This is a genomic window from Propionispora hippei DSM 15287 (assembly GCF_900141835.1).
Lineage (GTDB): Bacteria > Bacillota > Negativicutes > Propionisporales > Propionisporaceae > Propionispora > Propionispora hippei.
The window spans coordinates 144982-160328 of the sequence record NZ_FQZD01000004.1 but is presented as its reverse complement, the minus strand read 5'-3'; the positions used below and the strand labels follow the sequence as shown (position 1 = coordinate 160328).

The 15347-nt window shown below is 49.4% G+C and carries 18 protein-coding genes; all 18 read right to left on the bottom strand.

Features of this window, described 5'->3' with window-relative positions; genetic code table 11:
• Window positions 1-221 precede the first annotated feature (221 nt).
• Window positions 222-890 carry an HD domain-containing protein gene (locus tag F3H20_RS00855; RefSeq protein ID WP_223191547.1) on the bottom strand — a complete coding sequence of 223 codons (669 nt, stop codon included), beginning with the start codon at window positions 888-890 and terminating at the stop codon, window positions 222-224.
• A complete protein-coding gene (locus F3H20_RS00850) occupies window positions 865-1224 on the bottom strand; it encodes a hypothetical protein (RefSeq protein ID WP_149733106.1) in 360 nt (119 codons plus the stop codon). The genes F3H20_RS00855 and F3H20_RS00850 overlap by 26 nt, the downstream gene beginning before the upstream one ends.
• Before the next feature lie 177 nt (window positions 1225-1401).
• Window positions 1402-2106 (bottom strand): PP2C family protein-serine/threonine phosphatase, encoded by a 705-nt coding sequence (locus tag F3H20_RS00845; protein ID WP_149733105.1) that lies wholly within the window; start codon window positions 2104-2106, stop codon window positions 1402-1404.
• A gap of 42 nt (window positions 2107-2148) precedes the next feature.
• Window positions 2149-2751, bottom strand: coding sequence for a 5-formyltetrahydrofolate cyclo-ligase (locus tag F3H20_RS00840; protein WP_149733104.1), 603 nt, complete (start codon window positions 2749-2751; stop codon window positions 2149-2151).
• An 8-nt stretch (window positions 2752-2759) separates the two neighbouring features.
• Complete coding sequence (gene yajC / locus F3H20_RS00835; RefSeq protein WP_316842094.1) at window positions 2760-3059, bottom strand: preprotein translocase subunit YajC; 300 nt, start codon at window positions 3057-3059, stop codon at window positions 2760-2762.
• A 61-nt stretch (window positions 3060-3120) separates the two neighbouring features.
• A complete protein-coding gene (tgt, locus tag F3H20_RS00830) occupies window positions 3121-4230 on the bottom strand; it encodes a tRNA guanosine(34) transglycosylase Tgt (protein WP_149733102.1) in 1110 nt (369 codons plus the stop codon).
• Window positions 4231-4411: 181 nt separating this feature from the next.
• Window positions 4412-5431, bottom strand: coding sequence for a tRNA preQ1(34) S-adenosylmethionine ribosyltransferase-isomerase QueA (gene queA / locus F3H20_RS00825; protein WP_149733101.1), 1020 nt, complete (start codon window positions 5429-5431; stop codon window positions 4412-4414).
• A gap of 28 nt (window positions 5432-5459) precedes the next feature.
• Window positions 5460-6809 (bottom strand): SpoIID/LytB domain-containing protein, encoded by a 1350-nt coding sequence (locus F3H20_RS00820; protein ID WP_188128157.1) that lies wholly within the window; start codon window positions 6807-6809, stop codon window positions 5460-5462.
• Window positions 6810-6822: 13 nt separating this feature from the next.
• Window positions 6823-7047 carry a DUF2905 domain-containing protein gene (locus F3H20_RS00815; protein WP_149733099.1) on the bottom strand — a complete coding sequence of 75 codons (225 nt, stop codon included), beginning with the start codon at window positions 7045-7047 and terminating at the stop codon, window positions 6823-6825.
• Entirely contained in the window at window positions 7047-7592 is a 546-nt protein-coding gene (locus F3H20_RS00810; protein ID WP_149733098.1) for an epoxyqueuosine reductase QueH, read from the bottom strand. The genes F3H20_RS00815 and F3H20_RS00810 overlap by 1 nt, the downstream gene beginning before the upstream one ends.
• Before the next feature lie 16 nt (window positions 7593-7608).
• The gene (gene ruvB, locus F3H20_RS00805; RefSeq protein ID WP_149733097.1) at window positions 7609-8628 is read right to left on the bottom strand and encodes a Holliday junction branch migration DNA helicase RuvB; all 1020 of its coding nucleotides are present in this window, start codon (window positions 8626-8628) and stop codon (window positions 7609-7611) included.
• Window positions 8629-8630: 2 nt separating this feature from the next.
• Window positions 8631-9236 carry a Holliday junction branch migration protein RuvA gene (gene ruvA, locus F3H20_RS00800; protein ID WP_149733096.1) on the bottom strand — a complete coding sequence of 202 codons (606 nt, stop codon included), beginning with the start codon at window positions 9234-9236 and terminating at the stop codon, window positions 8631-8633.
• Entirely contained in the window at window positions 9233-9733 is a 501-nt protein-coding gene (ruvC, locus tag F3H20_RS00795) for a crossover junction endodeoxyribonuclease RuvC (RefSeq protein ID WP_149733095.1), read from the bottom strand. The genes ruvA and ruvC overlap by 4 nt, the downstream gene beginning before the upstream one ends.
• Window positions 9734-9943: 210 nt before the next feature.
• Entirely contained in the window at window positions 9944-10519 is a 576-nt protein-coding gene (locus tag F3H20_RS00790; protein WP_149733094.1) for a BofC C-terminal domain-containing protein, read from the bottom strand.
• A 318-nt stretch (window positions 10520-10837) separates the two neighbouring features.
• Window positions 10838-11800 carry a 6-phosphofructokinase gene (pfkA, locus tag F3H20_RS00785; protein WP_091743588.1) on the bottom strand — a complete coding sequence of 321 codons (963 nt, stop codon included), beginning with the start codon at window positions 11798-11800 and terminating at the stop codon, window positions 10838-10840.
• A gap of 560 nt (window positions 11801-12360) precedes the next feature.
• Window positions 12361-13446 carry a 3-dehydroquinate synthase gene (gene aroB / locus F3H20_RS00780; RefSeq protein WP_149733093.1) on the bottom strand — a complete coding sequence of 362 codons (1086 nt, stop codon included), beginning with the start codon at window positions 13444-13446 and terminating at the stop codon, window positions 12361-12363.
• On the bottom strand, window positions 13433-13963 hold the full coding sequence (locus F3H20_RS00775) for a shikimate kinase (protein ID WP_149733092.1): 531 nt from the start codon (window positions 13961-13963) through the stop codon (window positions 13433-13435). The genes aroB and F3H20_RS00775 overlap by 14 nt, the downstream gene beginning before the upstream one ends.
• Before the next feature lie 89 nt (window positions 13964-14052).
• On the bottom strand, window positions 14053-15201 hold the full coding sequence (gene aroC / locus F3H20_RS00770) for a chorismate synthase (RefSeq protein ID WP_223191546.1): 1149 nt from the start codon (window positions 15199-15201) through the stop codon (window positions 14053-14055).
• Window positions 15202-15347 lie beyond the last annotated feature (146 nt).

Genomic DNA, 15347 nt, shown 5'->3' with positions numbered 1-15347 from the left:
AAACTACAAGAAATGATCCGTCGTGAGTGATTTTGCGGCGAATGAGGCAACATGTAGACAGTGTCCCCTATTTCAAAAGATGTTAACGGGTATGGCGCAAAAAGCGCCGCCAGGAACCGTTTCGGATAGTTTGAAAACACACCCTTGATTGTCCACCGGAACCCAGGAACCACACTGCCTCACCTGTTAACGGCTCCTGGTCCGGCGTATCGGCTTGGCCTTTATAACAACTGATTGTCGTTAATGATCAGACTGAAGCGGCATTTTAAGAACTCAGCGGCACGTCGGCACATAACCATCCGTACCAGAAAAATCTCAAAATACTCCATAACCGGACAAATCTCCGTATTAATAGTAAGTTGCAGGGTTATCGTCCGTTGCTCCTTGTCAATAAGTAAGGCGCTGCTTTCCGCTGCATAATTGACACGGTCATGGATTTCAAATTTGGCAAAATCGGTATTAGTTACCCGGCTGCGGAATACATCTGACTTATCAGCCAGGATGAGTGCTGCCGCAACCGCATTGACAGCTTGTCCCCGTTCCTCCTCATGGTTGCCGATCGCGGAAATCACCAAAGCAATCTCTTCAGGCGGCATGTTCAGCCGGGCCAAAATGGCATAAGCCATGACCGCGCCGGTACCTCCATGATTAAACCGGTTAACCATATTGCCAATGTCATGCAAATATCCGGCAACCGATGCCAGTTGACAGGACCGTTCCTCGCAGCCAAGCTCGCTAAGCACCTGATACGCCCGATGGGCCACAATGTTGGCATGGCGCTGCCCATGTTCCGTAAAGCCAAGTTCACTGAGATACTTAGTGCTGCAGCTAAGATACACATCTACTTCATGATCTTCTTTCAAATTAGCTGTGGTTATGACTGCCATCATTTTTCCTCCTGATATAATCCAGAATGACTTGAGCCACTTCTTCTTTGGTTAAACGATCGGTTTCAATAAATAAGTCAGCATGCTCCCTGGCGTCAGCCAGCCGCTCCCGCTGAGCAATCAGCCGTTCCTCACCCCAGGGAATTTTCCGCCGGATCCGAATCGTCGCTAATGTGGCATCTAGCATTACTAGTATGTCAGGTTGTTTTTTCTTCCATAACTGTTTTATTTGAGAATGTTCCTGTGCGGCGTTATAAGCTTCGATTCCCATCCTGGTAAGATTTTGCACCAGTGTTGTCTTGCCGGAAGCACACACCCCAACCACTACAACTCGCATCTTACACACCACCTATATAAGAACCTGTATTCAATCATTAAAAATACTGCATCGGCAGCAGTTTTTCTGCCATGCTTAGCCACAAGCCTATTATATATATCCACAGAAAATTACTTCGCCTGGCAAAAAAAGCCGCTTACTGTCCATCATTTCCATGATTACCTACAACTCTGAAACTCAGCAGGGAAAATTGACACTCATCCGGTGAATTTTGTGTACATTTTCACTGTCTGTTATTCCCATAACCACAACAGTCATATCATCGCCGGGACGATAATCATCAAGCTGAAGCGCATACTCCAGAATAGCTTCTGCAATAAAGGAAGCATCACCCGGTTCGTTTTCCTCAATGATTTTCAGCAAATAATTAAAATCCATCGTTTTGCCCCTTTTACGTCCGGCAGCCTGAATCCCGTCAGAGTAGGAGACCAGGATCATCCCTGTCTCTAGCGGAAGCTGGTGCATTAACGGTTTCATTCGCTTATGCACACCAATGGAGTTAATTTCCTGCTCATAGACGTCGGTATGATATATATTTTTAATGATAACCGGACAATTGGAATTACGGCTAAACAGTACGGTTTCTGTTTCCAAATCCACACTTAATACCGTTAAGGTCGAAGAAACTTTCCCGTCCTTCATGGTATACAGATAATCGTGTACAGCCCTGGCTACCGCACCGTCACGGGCCCCTTCGGCAATAAGCGCCGCCGCCTTGTTGACTACCATGCTGCTGGTCAGTTTTGCGGCCTTGCCGCTGCCCTGGCCGTCAGCCAGGATGGCGGAAATTCCGCCGCGGGGCCGTTCAGCAACTTCCACGCTGTCGCCACATTCACTCATCGCATATTTATGGGTTTTGGCTATGCCAATTTTCACTTCCATGTTTAAATCATCCTAATAAGGGAAGGCAACATGTCTCAAAAGCTACATCTTGCCTTCACCGCATTTTATAAGCTGATCCTTGGTGACAATGCAATCAACAGTCTGGTCATGCTCAGCACAGACCACTTCCGAAACCATTTGACAGCTAAGCGCCACACCCGCCGTTACGGCATGAGATGTTTTTTGCAAAAACCGGTCATAGTAGCCAGCTCCCATGCCACACCGCCGGCCCAGGGCATCAAAAGCGACACCGGGCACAATAACCAAATCGATCTCCTCCGGTGCGACAAAAGAAAGCGTCCTTTCGTCGGGCACCAAAATACCGAATTTTCCTGCTGACAACTCTGCAAAATTATGTATAACTGCAGCCTGCATATAACCATATACTTCCCCGGGATAGGGTACACAAACCGTCTTATCTTGCTGCCAGGCATGCTCAATCAATGGCCTGGTCTGCACCTCATCGGGCATGGACAAAAAAAGCATCACTGTCCTGGCCTGAACATATTCAGGCCAGTTGTACAGCCGCCCGGCAATAGCCTCACTCTCCGCCCTAATAGTCTCCCGTGGCAAAGAACGCCGGAGGCTCAGGATTTTTTGCCGCAATTCCTTCTTTTTGCTGCCTGCATCATTCGCCAAGTTCATTCACCAGCTCATTTTTCGTTGTTCTTAAGCTCGCTCTGTAACCCGTTTACCGACGAGCGGGAAACGGTAACATCCACCTTTTCGGCAATTTTCAAAGTAACCACTCGTTCATTCAGCGCCACTATGGTGCCATGCAAACCGCCAACAGTCACAATCCGGTCCCCTTTTTTCAAGCTGTCCAGCATCTGATTTCTTTGCTGCTGACGTTTTTTTTGCGGTCTGTACAGAAAAAAGTAAAAAATAACGATCATTACGATCAACGGAGCATACTGCATGATTTCCTGTGTTATTCCCGGCAAAAAAATCACCTCCTGATTATAAAATTTTGTACCAGTCAAATATATTCAACATAGAACTGGCAAATCCTTGTTACTTTTGATATTGCGACCAAAACTCCGCTCTAAATTCCAAAAAGCGATCTTCAATAATAGCCTGTCGCATCTTTTTCATGAAATGAATGAGAAAATACAGGTTATGAATGGTTGTCAGCCGCAGGCCGAATATTTCTTCGGTTTTCAGTAAGTGGCGGATATAGGCCCGTGAAAAATTGCGGCACGTATAGCAGCCGCAATCGGAATCGATCGGTCTGAAATCCCGGGTGTATTCCGCATTCTTCACAACCAGGCGTCCCTGATGGGTCATTACTGTCCCATTGCGGGCAACACGGGTGGGAAACACACAGTCGAACATGTCAATTCCGTGCAGCACACCTTCCACCAAACAGTCAGGCGTCCCCACGCCCATTAAATAGCGCGGTTTATTAACCGGCAACAGCGGCACTGTATGCTCCAGCATTTCATACATCAAGTCCTTAGGTTCACCCACACTGAGACCGCCAATGGCATAACCGGGAAAATCCAGGGAAACCAGGTCGCGGACACTCATACTGCGCAAGTCTTTATACATACCTCCCTGTACAATTCCAAACAACGCCTGATCGGCCCTGGTATGGGCGCCTTTGCAGCGTTCGGCCCAACGGGTTGTCCGCTCGGTCGATTTTCTGGCGTAGTCGTGATCAGCCGGATAGGGAACGCACTCATCAAAGGCCATAATGATATCGGCCCCCAACGCCATCTGTACCTCAGTGGCCCGTTCCGGTGAAAGAAACTGCTTTGATCCGTCAATATGCGAACGGAAGGTAACGCCTTCCTCGGTAATTTTCCGCAGCGGCCCCAGGCTAAATACCTGGAAACCGCCGCTGTCGGTCAAAATACCGCCGTCCCAGTTCATAAACTTATGCAGTCCGCCGGCCTCCGCCACCAGCTCATGACCCGGCCGGAGATATAAATGATAGGTATTGCTTAAAATAATTCCCGCACCCATTTCCTTTAACTCATGGGGCGACATAGCCTTAACGGTGGCCTGCGTGCCCACAGGCATAAAGATAGGAGTGTCAAAGGTGCCATGAGGCGTATGCAGCCGTCCGGCCCGCGCTCCTGTTTTCGAGCAACGTTTAATTAATTCATATTGTACAGCCATATGTATCATCCATCCCTGTTTATAATTCCATTAGGAAACCGTTGATTTACTGGCGAAGATTTTTTCGGCTGGCAAGGAAGTAAAACCGCAGCAATAGCGGCCTCTATTTCGAGGTTTTACTGACGCAGCCGTCCGGGAAAAGCTCCGCCAGGATACGCGGTATGAATAAATCAGTGGGTTCCTAGATAATCAGCATAGCATCGCCGAAACTGAAAAAACGATACTGCCGGGCCACCGCTTCCCGGTAGGCCGCCAGAACCTTTTCCCGCCCGGCAAAGGCGCTGATCAACATTAACAGCGTCGATTTTGGCAAATGAAAATTGGTTATGATGGCATCGACAACCTGGAATTGGCAGCCGGGATAAATAAAAATACTGGTCCAGCCGCTGCCGCTTTTCACCTGACCGCCCACCGCCGCCGTTTCCAACGTCCGCACCGAGGTCGTTCCCACGGCAATGACCCTGTTGCCCGCCTGTTTAGTTGCATTGATCAATTCAGCCGCTTCCGGCGTAATAGTGTAATATTCCTTATGCATGTTATGCTGAGTAATATCCTCCACCTGTACCGGCCGAAAGGTCCCCAGTCCCACATGCAAGGTGACAAAGGCCAGATTAATCCCCTGCTGTCGCAAGTGCTCTAAAAGCCCTTGCGTAAAATGCAGCCCCGCTGTCGGCGCTGCCGCCGAGCCCCGCTCCCGGGCATATACTGTCTGATATCGTTCTTTATCGGTAAGCTGCTCTTTAATATAAGGCGGCAGCGGTGTCTCACCCAACTGGTCCAGAATTTCCTCAAATACACCGTCAAATTGAAAGCGGATCACCCGACCACCAAAATCAGTACCATCGAGAATCTCACAGCGCAGTGCCTCACTAAAAACAATAACCGTACCGGGCCGGGCTTTCTTGCCGGGCTTAACCAGCACCTCCCAATCGGTTGCCGTCAAGCGGTTCAGCAAAAACACCTCTATTTTTGCGCCGGTTTGCTCCTTATGGCCGATCAAACGGGCCGGAATAACCCGCGTATCATTAAAAACCAGAGTATCGCCGGGACGCAGATACTCTGGCAGGTTAAAGAACTGCTTATGCTCCAGCTCGTCCCTGCCACGGTCCAGCACCAAGAGCCGGGAAGCATCCCGCGGTTCGCAGGGCAACTGGGCAATCCGTTCCTCCGGCAACAAATAGTCAAAATCTTCTAATCGCATCGAGTCAGTCTCCTTAATACCTAAATACCTAATACAACTTTTTAATTTCAATACCCTGATAATAGTGTTTCAATATAGCTTTAAAGTATTCCGGACTATTGGCCGGAGCTTTTTCCGCCATGGCCTTGGCACCCCACTGCGACATACCCAAACCATGTCCGGAACCAAAGCCGTTAAATACAATCAGCTCCTGTCCTGTCCCGCCTATATGGCGGATACTGTCACGGTCCAGCAAAAAGCCCTTTTGCTTATTAGGCGGCAGATTGACCGGTATCTCCTTGGTTTCATGGTCACCATAAGAATCGGTAATTTCAACCTCCAGCGTTTTATTGCCCGGGGCGATGACCGAAATATCGAACAACGTACTTTTCAGCGACAATAAGCTACGAACTTTCGTCCCCGGCAGTGTGACACTGCCCTTTGAACCAATGAATATCATTTCATTGACCCGGCCGGAAATTCCCCGGTCCAGAGAATTTCGGACAGGCGGCGGTGTCAACGCCGACAGTTCTACCGCCTCCAACTTGCCAATGGCATAACCGGCCCGTTCCAGGAGGGATTGCAATTCAGCAGCGCTAAACTGCTTTTCCCAGGAATAGTTTGGATTATTTTGATCAAAGTCAGCTACGCCGCGCAAGTAAGGTAGATAACTGCCCCAGACGTTTTCGCTATTTTCCGTATAACCGCCGCCACTGCTGTGAAAATAACCGGGAATGACCTTCCCCTGATAGGTAAGCACCATACCGGCCGTTTCATCAATAGCCCTGTTGGTTTTCAGATTTTCATCATCGACCCCGCCATATACCTGACAGTCGGTGGTGGCGCAAACATCAAAGCCCTGCTGAGCATGTTTATTCAGATTGGCCAAAGCATAGGAACGGGAAGCCACGGCTTGCGCCTTAATGGCTTCCATCGGCCAATAGGGGGAAATTTCCTTGCCAATAATCCCGTACACATATTCTTCCACCGGCAGCCGGTTAATGACCGTCAGGCCCTTTTTCGCCGTCATAAGCTCAATCGTACCGCGATAATGACGCTTGTTTACTTCGATGAACGATTTGCTATCTTCCACTGCCATTCTGACCGATTTGGCCGTCTGCGGCCGGCCGTTTAAAATAAGCTTGTCCACCGCCGTGGCAACCAGTTTTTCCTTTGGTCCCAGTTGAACCAATACCGCACCGGTATCATTGTCCACCACCGCAAATTTCACATCGGCAGACAGGACGACACTGGGCTGATTTACCCATAAGCCTACCCTGATTTGCGGCACTGCAGCAGCCTGCTTCAGCACTGGTGCCGGGTTTGCCGGAGCGGCAAAACCTGGTAAGGGAAGGATCAGCAAAAAATACAATAGCAATACAAAGGCTTTACGCAACAAACTCATTCTCCTCTCAACGGCGGGTAAATAAATTGAGAATTACCGTAAGCAAAATACTGAGAATAAGAGAAGTAACAATAGGAAAATGAAAACTAAAATTCCCTTTTTCCCAATGAATATCTCCCGGCAAGCGGCCAAGGCTGAAAAACTTTCCGCCAAAATGCAGGACAATACCAACAATGACCAGGATAATTCCCAGATAGATCAAGGTCTTGCCAAAGGAATCAAACGCCAGCATCAGGACTTCACACTCCGCTTTTTCATATACCTTTCCTTCTCACTGAAAATACAGCCGCAATAGGGCTGCCGGTACAATTCCATATCCTTGCTGATTTGCACGCCTTCCTGCCAGCCAGTCCGGAAATCAACATATAAAAACGAGATTCCTTCTTCCGCCGCCATTCTTTCGCAGGTTTCCCGAATCAATTCATGCTTTTGATAAGGGCTGACTAAAAGGCTGGTGGTGAAACAGTCAAAGCCCTGTTCTTTGGCATACCGGGCCGTTTGTCGCAGCCGAAGCTCATAGCACATACCGCAGCGGCCATTTTCCGCCTGCAGCGCCTGGGTTAAAAACTCCTCCAGCGTATAGCTGTCATCAACAATCATAGTAAGCTGGGAGCGGGAGGCAAAGTCCTGAGCCGTCTCCAGTCTTTTACGGAATTCCTTATAAGGATGAATATTGGGATTATAAAAATAGCCGGTCACTTCATGTCCCAGTTCCCGGAGCTGCTTCAGCGGAAACACCGAACACGGACCACAGCACATATGCAGTAACATTCGCATGCTTTACGATACCTCTTTACAATAAATTTACCTGGCCGTTTTCCTTCACCGCAATGCCCAGATGCTGATAGGCGGCCGCCGTAGCCACCCGTCCCCGCGGCGTACGGTTAATAAAGCCCAGTTGGAGCAAATAGGGCTCATAGACATCCTCAATGGTATCGGTCTCCTCACTGATCGATGCCGCCAGAGTCTCTAAACCGACCGGCCCGCCGCCAAACTTTTTAATTACAGCCAGCAGTAATTCCCGGTCGGTCCGGTCCAGCCCAATCTTATCCACTTCCAGCATAGCCAGTGCCTTATCGGCGATCTCGTCGGTTATGGTGCCTTCGCCGACAATCTGAGCATAGTCCCGCACCCGTTTTAGCAAACGGTTGGCCACGCGCGGCGTACCCCGGGACCGTTTGGCGATTTCCCAGGCACCGCGTTCCTCAATATCAATCTCTAAAATTTGAGCGGCCCGCTTTACGATGCACACCAAATGCTCCGGACTGTAATATTCCAGCCGGCAGATGACACCAAAACGGTCCCGCAGCGGCGCCGCCAGGGCACCGGCTTTAGTGGTGGCTCCCACCAAAGTAAAAGGAGCCAAATCCAACCGGATCGACCGGGCACTAGGACCCTTGCCAATAATGATGTCCAAGGCATAATCTTCCATAGCTGAATATAAAATTTCCTCCACGCTGCGGGACAGACGATGTATTTCGTCAATAAACAGAACATCTTTTTCACCCAGATTGGTTAGCAGAGCCGCTAAATCACCGGGACGTTCGATCGCCGGACCTGAGGTGATTCTAAAATTAACACCCAGTTCATTGGCAATAATATTAGCCATGGTAGTTTTTCCCAATCCTGGCGGCCCATATAAGAGCACATGGTCCAACGCTTCCTGGCGGGTTAACGCCGCCTGCACAAAAATGGACAGGCTGTTTTTAACCTGATCCTGTCCTATATATTCGGCCAGACGCCGCGGACGCAAACTATACTGCCAATTGTCCACATCCTGCTCATCGGCCGCTATAATGCGATCTTCCTCCATAACTACCTCCTGACAAATTCCTTAAGCGCCAGCCGGATCAACGTTTCTGCTGAGTGACCGGCACCGTCCAGTCCCTTCAACACCGGCATGATTTCATTTTGGTTGTAGCCTAGGGCTACCAGCGCCTGCAAGGCCTGTTCCACCTCGCTATCGTTAACGGCAATAGCCGGACCGGTAGTAGTCAGCACGGCGGCTCCTGCCGCCAGGCCAGCACCGAGCTTATCTTTCAGTTCCAAAACAATCCGCTCGGCTGTTTTCTTGCCGATTCCCGGCAGCTTGGTCAAGAAGGCGATATGGTTACTGGCGACAGCCAATCGAAAATCTGTCGGACTGCAGGCGGACAGAATGCCCATCGCTACTTTGGGACCGATCCCGCTCACCGAGGTGACCCGGATAAACAGATCATATTCATCCTGTGTGGAAAAACCATAAAGCAATAAAGCATCTTCCCGGACATGCATATAAGTAAACAAGGAAACCGTCACACCAACCGACAGCTTCTGCCTGGTTGAACCGGCAATAAATATCCGGTAGCCCACTCCCTGCACATCAAGCAGACAGTATTCCGGCATAAGGTGGGAAATGACACCCCGCAAATAACCGATCATAATTTAGTACCCCATGACACAAGATTATTTCCTGCCGAATGGGTTGTGCAAATAGCAATGGCCAAAGCGTCCGCCACATCATCCGGACTGGGCTTACAGGGCAGATTTAACAGCCGCTGCGTCATAAAAATAACCTGCTCCTTGGTCGCCTTGCCATATCCGACAACCGACTGTTTTACCTGTAGCGGCGTATATTCGGCCAGCGCAATATTATTTTGATCAATAGCCAGCAGAATGACGCCGCGAGCCTGCCCGACAGCCATTGCGGTCCGGACATTCTTACTGAAAAAAAGTTGCTCCACACCAACCACATCGGGCTGATATTTCTTGATAAGCCTATCCAGTTCCTGATGAATAATGGTCAGCCGCTTAGCCGCCGTCAGTTGCGGACTGGTCTCAATCGCTCCGTAATCTACGGCCTTTAATGTGCTGCGCCGCAGTTCGACCAAGCCATAACCGCAGATAGCGGTTCCCGGATCAATACCTAATGCCAACATCTAGTAATCCTCTCCTATCCTGGATTACTAAATTCTACAGCCGGACAGTAGATTCCTTTTTTATGCAGTCCGGCAACTTTCCCTTTCGTGTAACCCGGCAAGGTACATTACGCCTTATATCCAACCTGCGTTTACCAAGCTTATATATTCTCTGCTTTTTTACCTACAATGTAAAAAAAGAGGGCTTCCCCCTCTTTTTTTATTCCTTAATTACCGTGACTGCAATCCCTCAATAGTCCGCAGCATTTCCTCCTTAGAGTTGACGACCAGACCCTGACGCAGCTCAGTCAAATCCTGTTCCATCAACCGGTTAACCGGAATAGCTGTGACCTCTTTCACGATGGCCTTTGGGCCAGGTTTCCCGTAGAAAACAGCGACATGCCCGTCTTTAATCCCCAGGAACATATTGTTGGCATGCTCCCGGCAATAGCTGTCGACCTTGAGAGTCATATCCACTTCCGCCGTATCAAATTTATTGATTGTCCAGCCAGGATACACCTGCTGCACCTGAGCCAGCGTAAAGCCAGCCACGGTATCAGGCGCTTTTGTCTGTAAGACTTCCTCATCATTGCATTTGGTATAAAGAATATGTTGGACCAAGGCAGTCTCGGTATTGATTTTTATTTTATTATCCGGCTTGCTGACTTCAGCATCCTGCATGACATCCGGTTTATGGAAAGCGCCTGGATGAACATACAGATAAAACCCCAGTCCTGCGGCCACCAGTATCCCGCCAACCAGCCCTATTGTTTTTAACTTTCCGGTAAACTTGGAAAATGGCAACATAGTTCGCACCCCTTGAGCCGCTGCCATAGTGTTTCGCCAACTTGGAAACTACCCCATTACTTGACGGTTCCTTTTTCGCAAGACTTCATTGTTGTCAGCTTACCTTTGTTCAATAGGTAAGCCGACCTGCCCTGCCTTGCGAAAAAATCCTCGCAAATTAATTTGTCCTTGCAAAATTGGCGAACCACTAGCGGCGAGTAATATTGCCATAATTATTACCAAACCGATTAAAAATTATACATAAGACGGTAAGTTTCGTAACATTCCATAAAAAAAGCGGGCTACCCGCACCTAAGTACGATAACCCGCCGCCTTTTTTCAGGTAGCCAATACTCCTGCCAGTTCATAATCGGCAATATCAATGGTATTCTTGTACTTCACGGCTTCCTCGTAGGGTACGGTAATCAACTTACCGGCCTGTATCGACGTCAGACGGTTTACCTCACCCTTGATAATGCTGTCGATGGCAGCACCACCCATCCGGCTGGCCATGATGTTATCCGTTGCCAGCGGCATACCGCCACGCTGAATGTAGCCCAGCACAGTGACATGAGGTTCAAAACTGGTTTTTTCATCAATAATCTTGGCAATATCAAAACCGTGAGCCACGCCTTCGGCCAGCATAATAATGCTATACAGCTTACCACGGCGGTAGGTATTCTGCAGGCGTTCACAAACTTTTTCAATATCCAGCGGACGTTCGGGCAGCAGAATGATCTCTGCCCCGCAAGCCAGTCCGGACATTAAGGCAATATGACCGGCATGGCGTCCCATAACCTCGACAATAGCCACCCGTTCGTGGGAAGCGGTTGTATCACGTATCTTGTTCACCGCATCAAGCACGGTGTTGACAGCCGTATCGAAACCAATCGTATAATCGGTACCGACCATGTCATTATCGATTGTCGCCGGAATCACCATCGTTTTAATACCGGCTTCCGCCAGTTTCATCGCACCGGCCATTGAACCGTCGCCACCGATGACCACTAGACTGTCAATATCAAACCGTTTCAACTGATTGATCGCTTCAATAAAGCCCTCGGAAGTACGGAAAGCTTCGCTGCGGGCCGTTTTTAAGATGGTTCCGCCATATTGAATAATACCGGAAACCGATTTTGCATTCATCGGCATGAATTTGCCGCCAATAACACCGTCATAGCCTCTTTCCACACCGATCATTTCAAAACCGTGATACAAGCCTTTACGCACTACCGCGCGTATAGCCGCATTCATTCCCGGAGCGTCGCCGCCGCTTGACAATACTGCAATTCGCTGTGCCATTCTTTCATCCTCCATCACTAAAAAATAAGTAGTTTTATCGGCTATAAATACTTTTTCTGATGAAACTAGTGGTCTGTAAACTCTAAGCCTATAGGATGAATTACGAGAGATTCTTCGTCCTGCGAAGCGGAGGAGGTGCACATATCGGGAATATGTAAGCCGACGACAACAAAGCAGGGCGGAAAAGATCTCGTAAGAACACTATAGAATTAGGGGTTACAGATCACTAGCTATATGACAACGTCCCTCTATAGAAAACGTTTGGCATATCTAAAAATACAATTTTGTAATACTTATTCTACTTTAGGGAAAACTCTCCTGCCTCTTTTTATGAAAGATTCGCCAAAAAGATTCCTCGCCAAGAAAAAACGAGCAGCCATAGGGTTGCTCGTTTAGTATAGAAAAACACTGTTTGATTCACGACAGGTTTTATCCTGCCCATGTTTTCTTAGGAGTACAACTCTATGTTTGATCCTGCTGTATTCTTTTTAAGGATAAGATCCAACGTGCATCTCTCAAGCAGAGCTGCTACAATATTAGTATGGACCATTTACTGCCTGTTAGCAAGTGATTTCCTGTAAAATTTCGTCAACCGTCATTGGCGGTACATCATCTTTGATGAGTACACTGCCGATAGACCGCACCAACACCCAGTGAATCTTGCCACCTACCGCCTTCTTATCGCGTACCAGAAAAGGCATCAGCCGATCGGTTGTACATTCCGGAGCACCAAGCGGCAGGTTGTACTGAGCTATTATGCACCTTATCGTATCCACTGTTTCCTGAGAGCAAAGTCCCAGCGCAGCGCTTAAGGAGGCAGCTCCCACCATCCCGATAGCCACCGACTCACCATGGCTGTATAAACCAAAGCCGGTGTCGGCTTCCACTGCATGCCCAATGGTATGGCCAAAATTCAAAATCATCCGCAGGGAGTTTTCTTTCTCATCCTGTTCCACTACAGCGGCTTTGATTTCACAAGAGCGCTTAATGATATGCTGCAGCGCCTCAGGTTCTTTCGCCAGTACCGGCCGGCTGTTTTTCTGCAAATAAGAAAATAGGTCCGCATCTTCTATAATACCGTATTTTATCACTTCCGCCAGTCCGGAAGCCAGTTCCCGTTCGGGCAGCGACTGCAATAGGGCAATATCTATCAGCACCAGCCGCGGCTGATAAAAGGCGCCGATCAGGTTTTTTCCCAACGCATGATTGACAGCCACTTTGCCGCCAACGCTGGAATCAACCTGCGCCAATAAGGTAGTCGGCACCTGGACAAAGGGGATGCCGCGCAAATAAGTTGCGGCAATAAACCCAGCCAAATCACCGACCACACCACCGCCGAGAGCCACAATAACCGACTTGCGATCAAGCCCCATAGTGATTGCCTTGCTAAATACCGTTTCGGCAACTGCCAGTGACTTGGAATCCTCACCAGGAGGAACGGCAAACAGTTCGGCGGTAAAACCCGCTTCTGCCAATATGCCAAGCACCTGCTCGCCGTACAAAGCGCCCACCTGTGCATCAGTCAACACCAGAGCCTTTCCGGTTAAACCGTTTCGGCCCATCAGGCTGCCCAATTGCGCCAGCGTATGTTGCCCAATATAGATGGAGTACCCATCTTGTCCTACCTTTACTTTAACTTCTTCCACGTAAACGCCCTCCTCTGCGCAAAAAGGCGATAATTTCGTCGGTTACTTGCTGCGGTGTACAGGCGCTGGTGTCAATCACAAAATCAGCAGCTTCCCTATACAGGGACGCTCGTGACGCCAGCAGAGACGTTACTTTTTGTTCCCTGTCGGCGCAGTTTAAAAGCGGGCGGGTGTTGCGCCGGCCGGTACGCTCCAGAATCACCTCAACCGAAGCGGTAAGGGAAATAATATAACCATTGACTCGCAAACGGACAATATTTTCCGGATCAAGTACAATACCGCCACCTGTCGCAATAATCGCATTAGTATACCGTCCTACTTTGGCGGCCATTTCCCTTTCCTTTTGGCGAAAAAAAGCTTCCCCATAAAGAGAAAACATCTCGGGAATGGTCATGTTATTTTCCTGCTCAATTTTCTTGTCTGTATCAATAAAAGGACGCCCCAGGCGATTTGCCAAAAGCCGTCCCGTACTGGTCTTGCCTGTTCCCATAAAGCCGATTAATACGATATTCTTCATTTCATCCCCCGGTACACCAACCACTAACACACACCGACTTGTTAGCTTTTACATCAATTTTAACAATCGTTCCCTATAAAAGCAACTGTTTATTTCGCAACTACCCGGTCGGTATAGCTTTTTACGGCTGTTGCCAGGTCAGCCATATTGTCACGGCTAAACTGCTCCAATAAGGTTTGAGCCAGCCCAATAGCCAGCATAGCCTCACCCACAACAGCCGCTGCCGTAACGGCGCAGACATCGCTGCGTTCGGTACTGGCCTTGACTGCTTGCTTGGTCTTTATGTCCACCGAGGCCAACGGCTTCATCAGCGTAGGAATCGGCTTCATTACCGCCCGGGCCACAATCACTTCACCGTTGCTCATACCGCCCTCGATGCCACCGGCCCGGTTGGTCTGACGGGAATACCCTTGCTGTTCGTTATAAAAAATCTCATCATGGGCCACACTGCCCAGCAAAGCGGCATAACCAAATCCGGCGCCAAACTCCACGCCTTTAATCGCCGGAATAGACATAAGTAAAGCAGCCAGTCTGGTGTCCAGCCGCCGGTCCCACTGAACATGGCTGCCCAGCCCCGGTATGACCTGCAACGCTGCCACTTCAAAAATGCCGCCCAGCGTATCACCGGCTTCCTTAGCCTGCTGAATAGCCGCTTTCATCTTATCCTCAACATCCGGTTGGATACAGGATAGATCAGAACCGGCCTTTCTTTGTTCCAGCGATGCATAATCAACACTTTCACTGATCTGTACGCCGCCGATGTTGGTGACATGAGAAACAATGGTCATGCCAAATACGCCTAACAGCTGCTTGGCAATCCCTCCGACCGCCACCCGGGCCGCTGTTTCCCGGGCACTGGCCCGTTCCAGAATGTCCCGGATATCTTCCCGGTCATATTTCAACGTCCCGGTCAGATCGGCATGACCCGGCCGCGCTTCCAATACCTGTTTTCCTTCCGGCTCACCAAAAGCCGCCATCCGGCCGCCCCAATTAGCCCAGTCCTTATTTCTAATTGCCAAGGTAACCGGGCTGCCCAGCGTCTCGCCAAAACGGATGCCTGACAGCACCTCGGCGGTATCCTGTTCAATTTTCATCCGGCCGCCCCGGCCGTAGCCCTGCTGCCGCCTTGCCAAATCCTGGTTGATTTTGTCAATATCAATGGACAAACCGGCCGGCAGCCCCTCAATAATGGCTGTCAGACACGGTCCGTGTGACTCCCCTGCTGTGAAAAAACGCAATGCCATCCACCTCTGTCAAGTATTTTACTAGGGAACCACTGATTCATTCGCACTGCGCGTCCAGACGAATCTTTTCACGCCCGGCTGCGTCAGCAAAACCTTGAAATAGCTGAACTATTCCTGCAGTTTTCCTGCCTTGCCAGTCG

Bases quoted from the DNA above. Each gene is read 5' to 3' on its own strand.
- F3H20_RS00840 (WP_149733104.1), bottom strand. From the start codon at position 2,751: ATGAACTTGGCGAATGATGCAGGCAGCAAAAAGAAGGAATTGCGGCAA.
- F3H20_RS00845 (WP_149733105.1), bottom strand. From the start codon at position 2,106: ATGGAAGTGAAAATTGGCATAGCCAAAACCCATAAATATGCGATGAGT.
- F3H20_RS00810 (WP_149733098.1), bottom strand. From the start codon at position 7,592: ATGCGAATGTTACTGCATATGTGCTGTGGTCCGTGTTCGGTGTTTCCG.
- queA (WP_149733101.1), bottom strand. From the start codon at position 5,431: ATGCGATTAGAAGATTTTGACTATTTGTTGCCGGAGGAACGGATTGCC.
- F3H20_RS00815 (WP_149733099.1), bottom strand. From the start codon at position 7,047: ATGCTGGCGTTTGATTCCTTTGGCAAGACCTTGATCTATCTGGGAATT.
- F3H20_RS00850 (WP_149733106.1), bottom strand. From the start codon at position 1,224: ATGCGAGTTGTAGTGGTTGGGGTGTGTGCTTCCGGCAAGACAACACTG.
- F3H20_RS00775 (WP_149733092.1), bottom strand. From the start codon at position 13,963: ATGAAGAATATCGTATTAATCGGCTTTATGGGAACAGGCAAGACCAGT.
- F3H20_RS00790 (WP_149733094.1), bottom strand. From the start codon at position 10,519: ATGTTGCCATTTTCCAAGTTTACCGGAAAGTTAAAAACAATAGGGCTG.
- ruvA (WP_149733096.1), bottom strand. From the start codon at position 9,236: ATGATCGGTTATTTGCGGGGTGTCATTTCCCACCTTATGCCGGAATAC.
- F3H20_RS00855 (WP_223191547.1), bottom strand. From the start codon at position 890: ATGATGGCAGTCATAACCACAGCTAATTTGAAAGAAGATCATGAAGTA.
- pfkA (WP_091743588.1), bottom strand. From the start codon at position 11,800: ATGGCACAGCGAATTGCAGTATTGTCAAGCGGCGGCGACGCTCCGGGA.
- ruvC (WP_149733095.1), bottom strand. From the start codon at position 9,733: ATGTTGGCATTAGGTATTGATCCGGGAACCGCTATCTGCGGTTATGGC.
- ruvB (WP_149733097.1), bottom strand. From the start codon at position 8,628: ATGGAGGAAGATCGCATTATAGCGGCCGATGAGCAGGATGTGGACAAT.
- tgt (WP_149733102.1), bottom strand. From the start codon at position 4,230: ATGGCTGTACAATATGAATTAATTAAACGTTGCTCGAAAACAGGAGCG.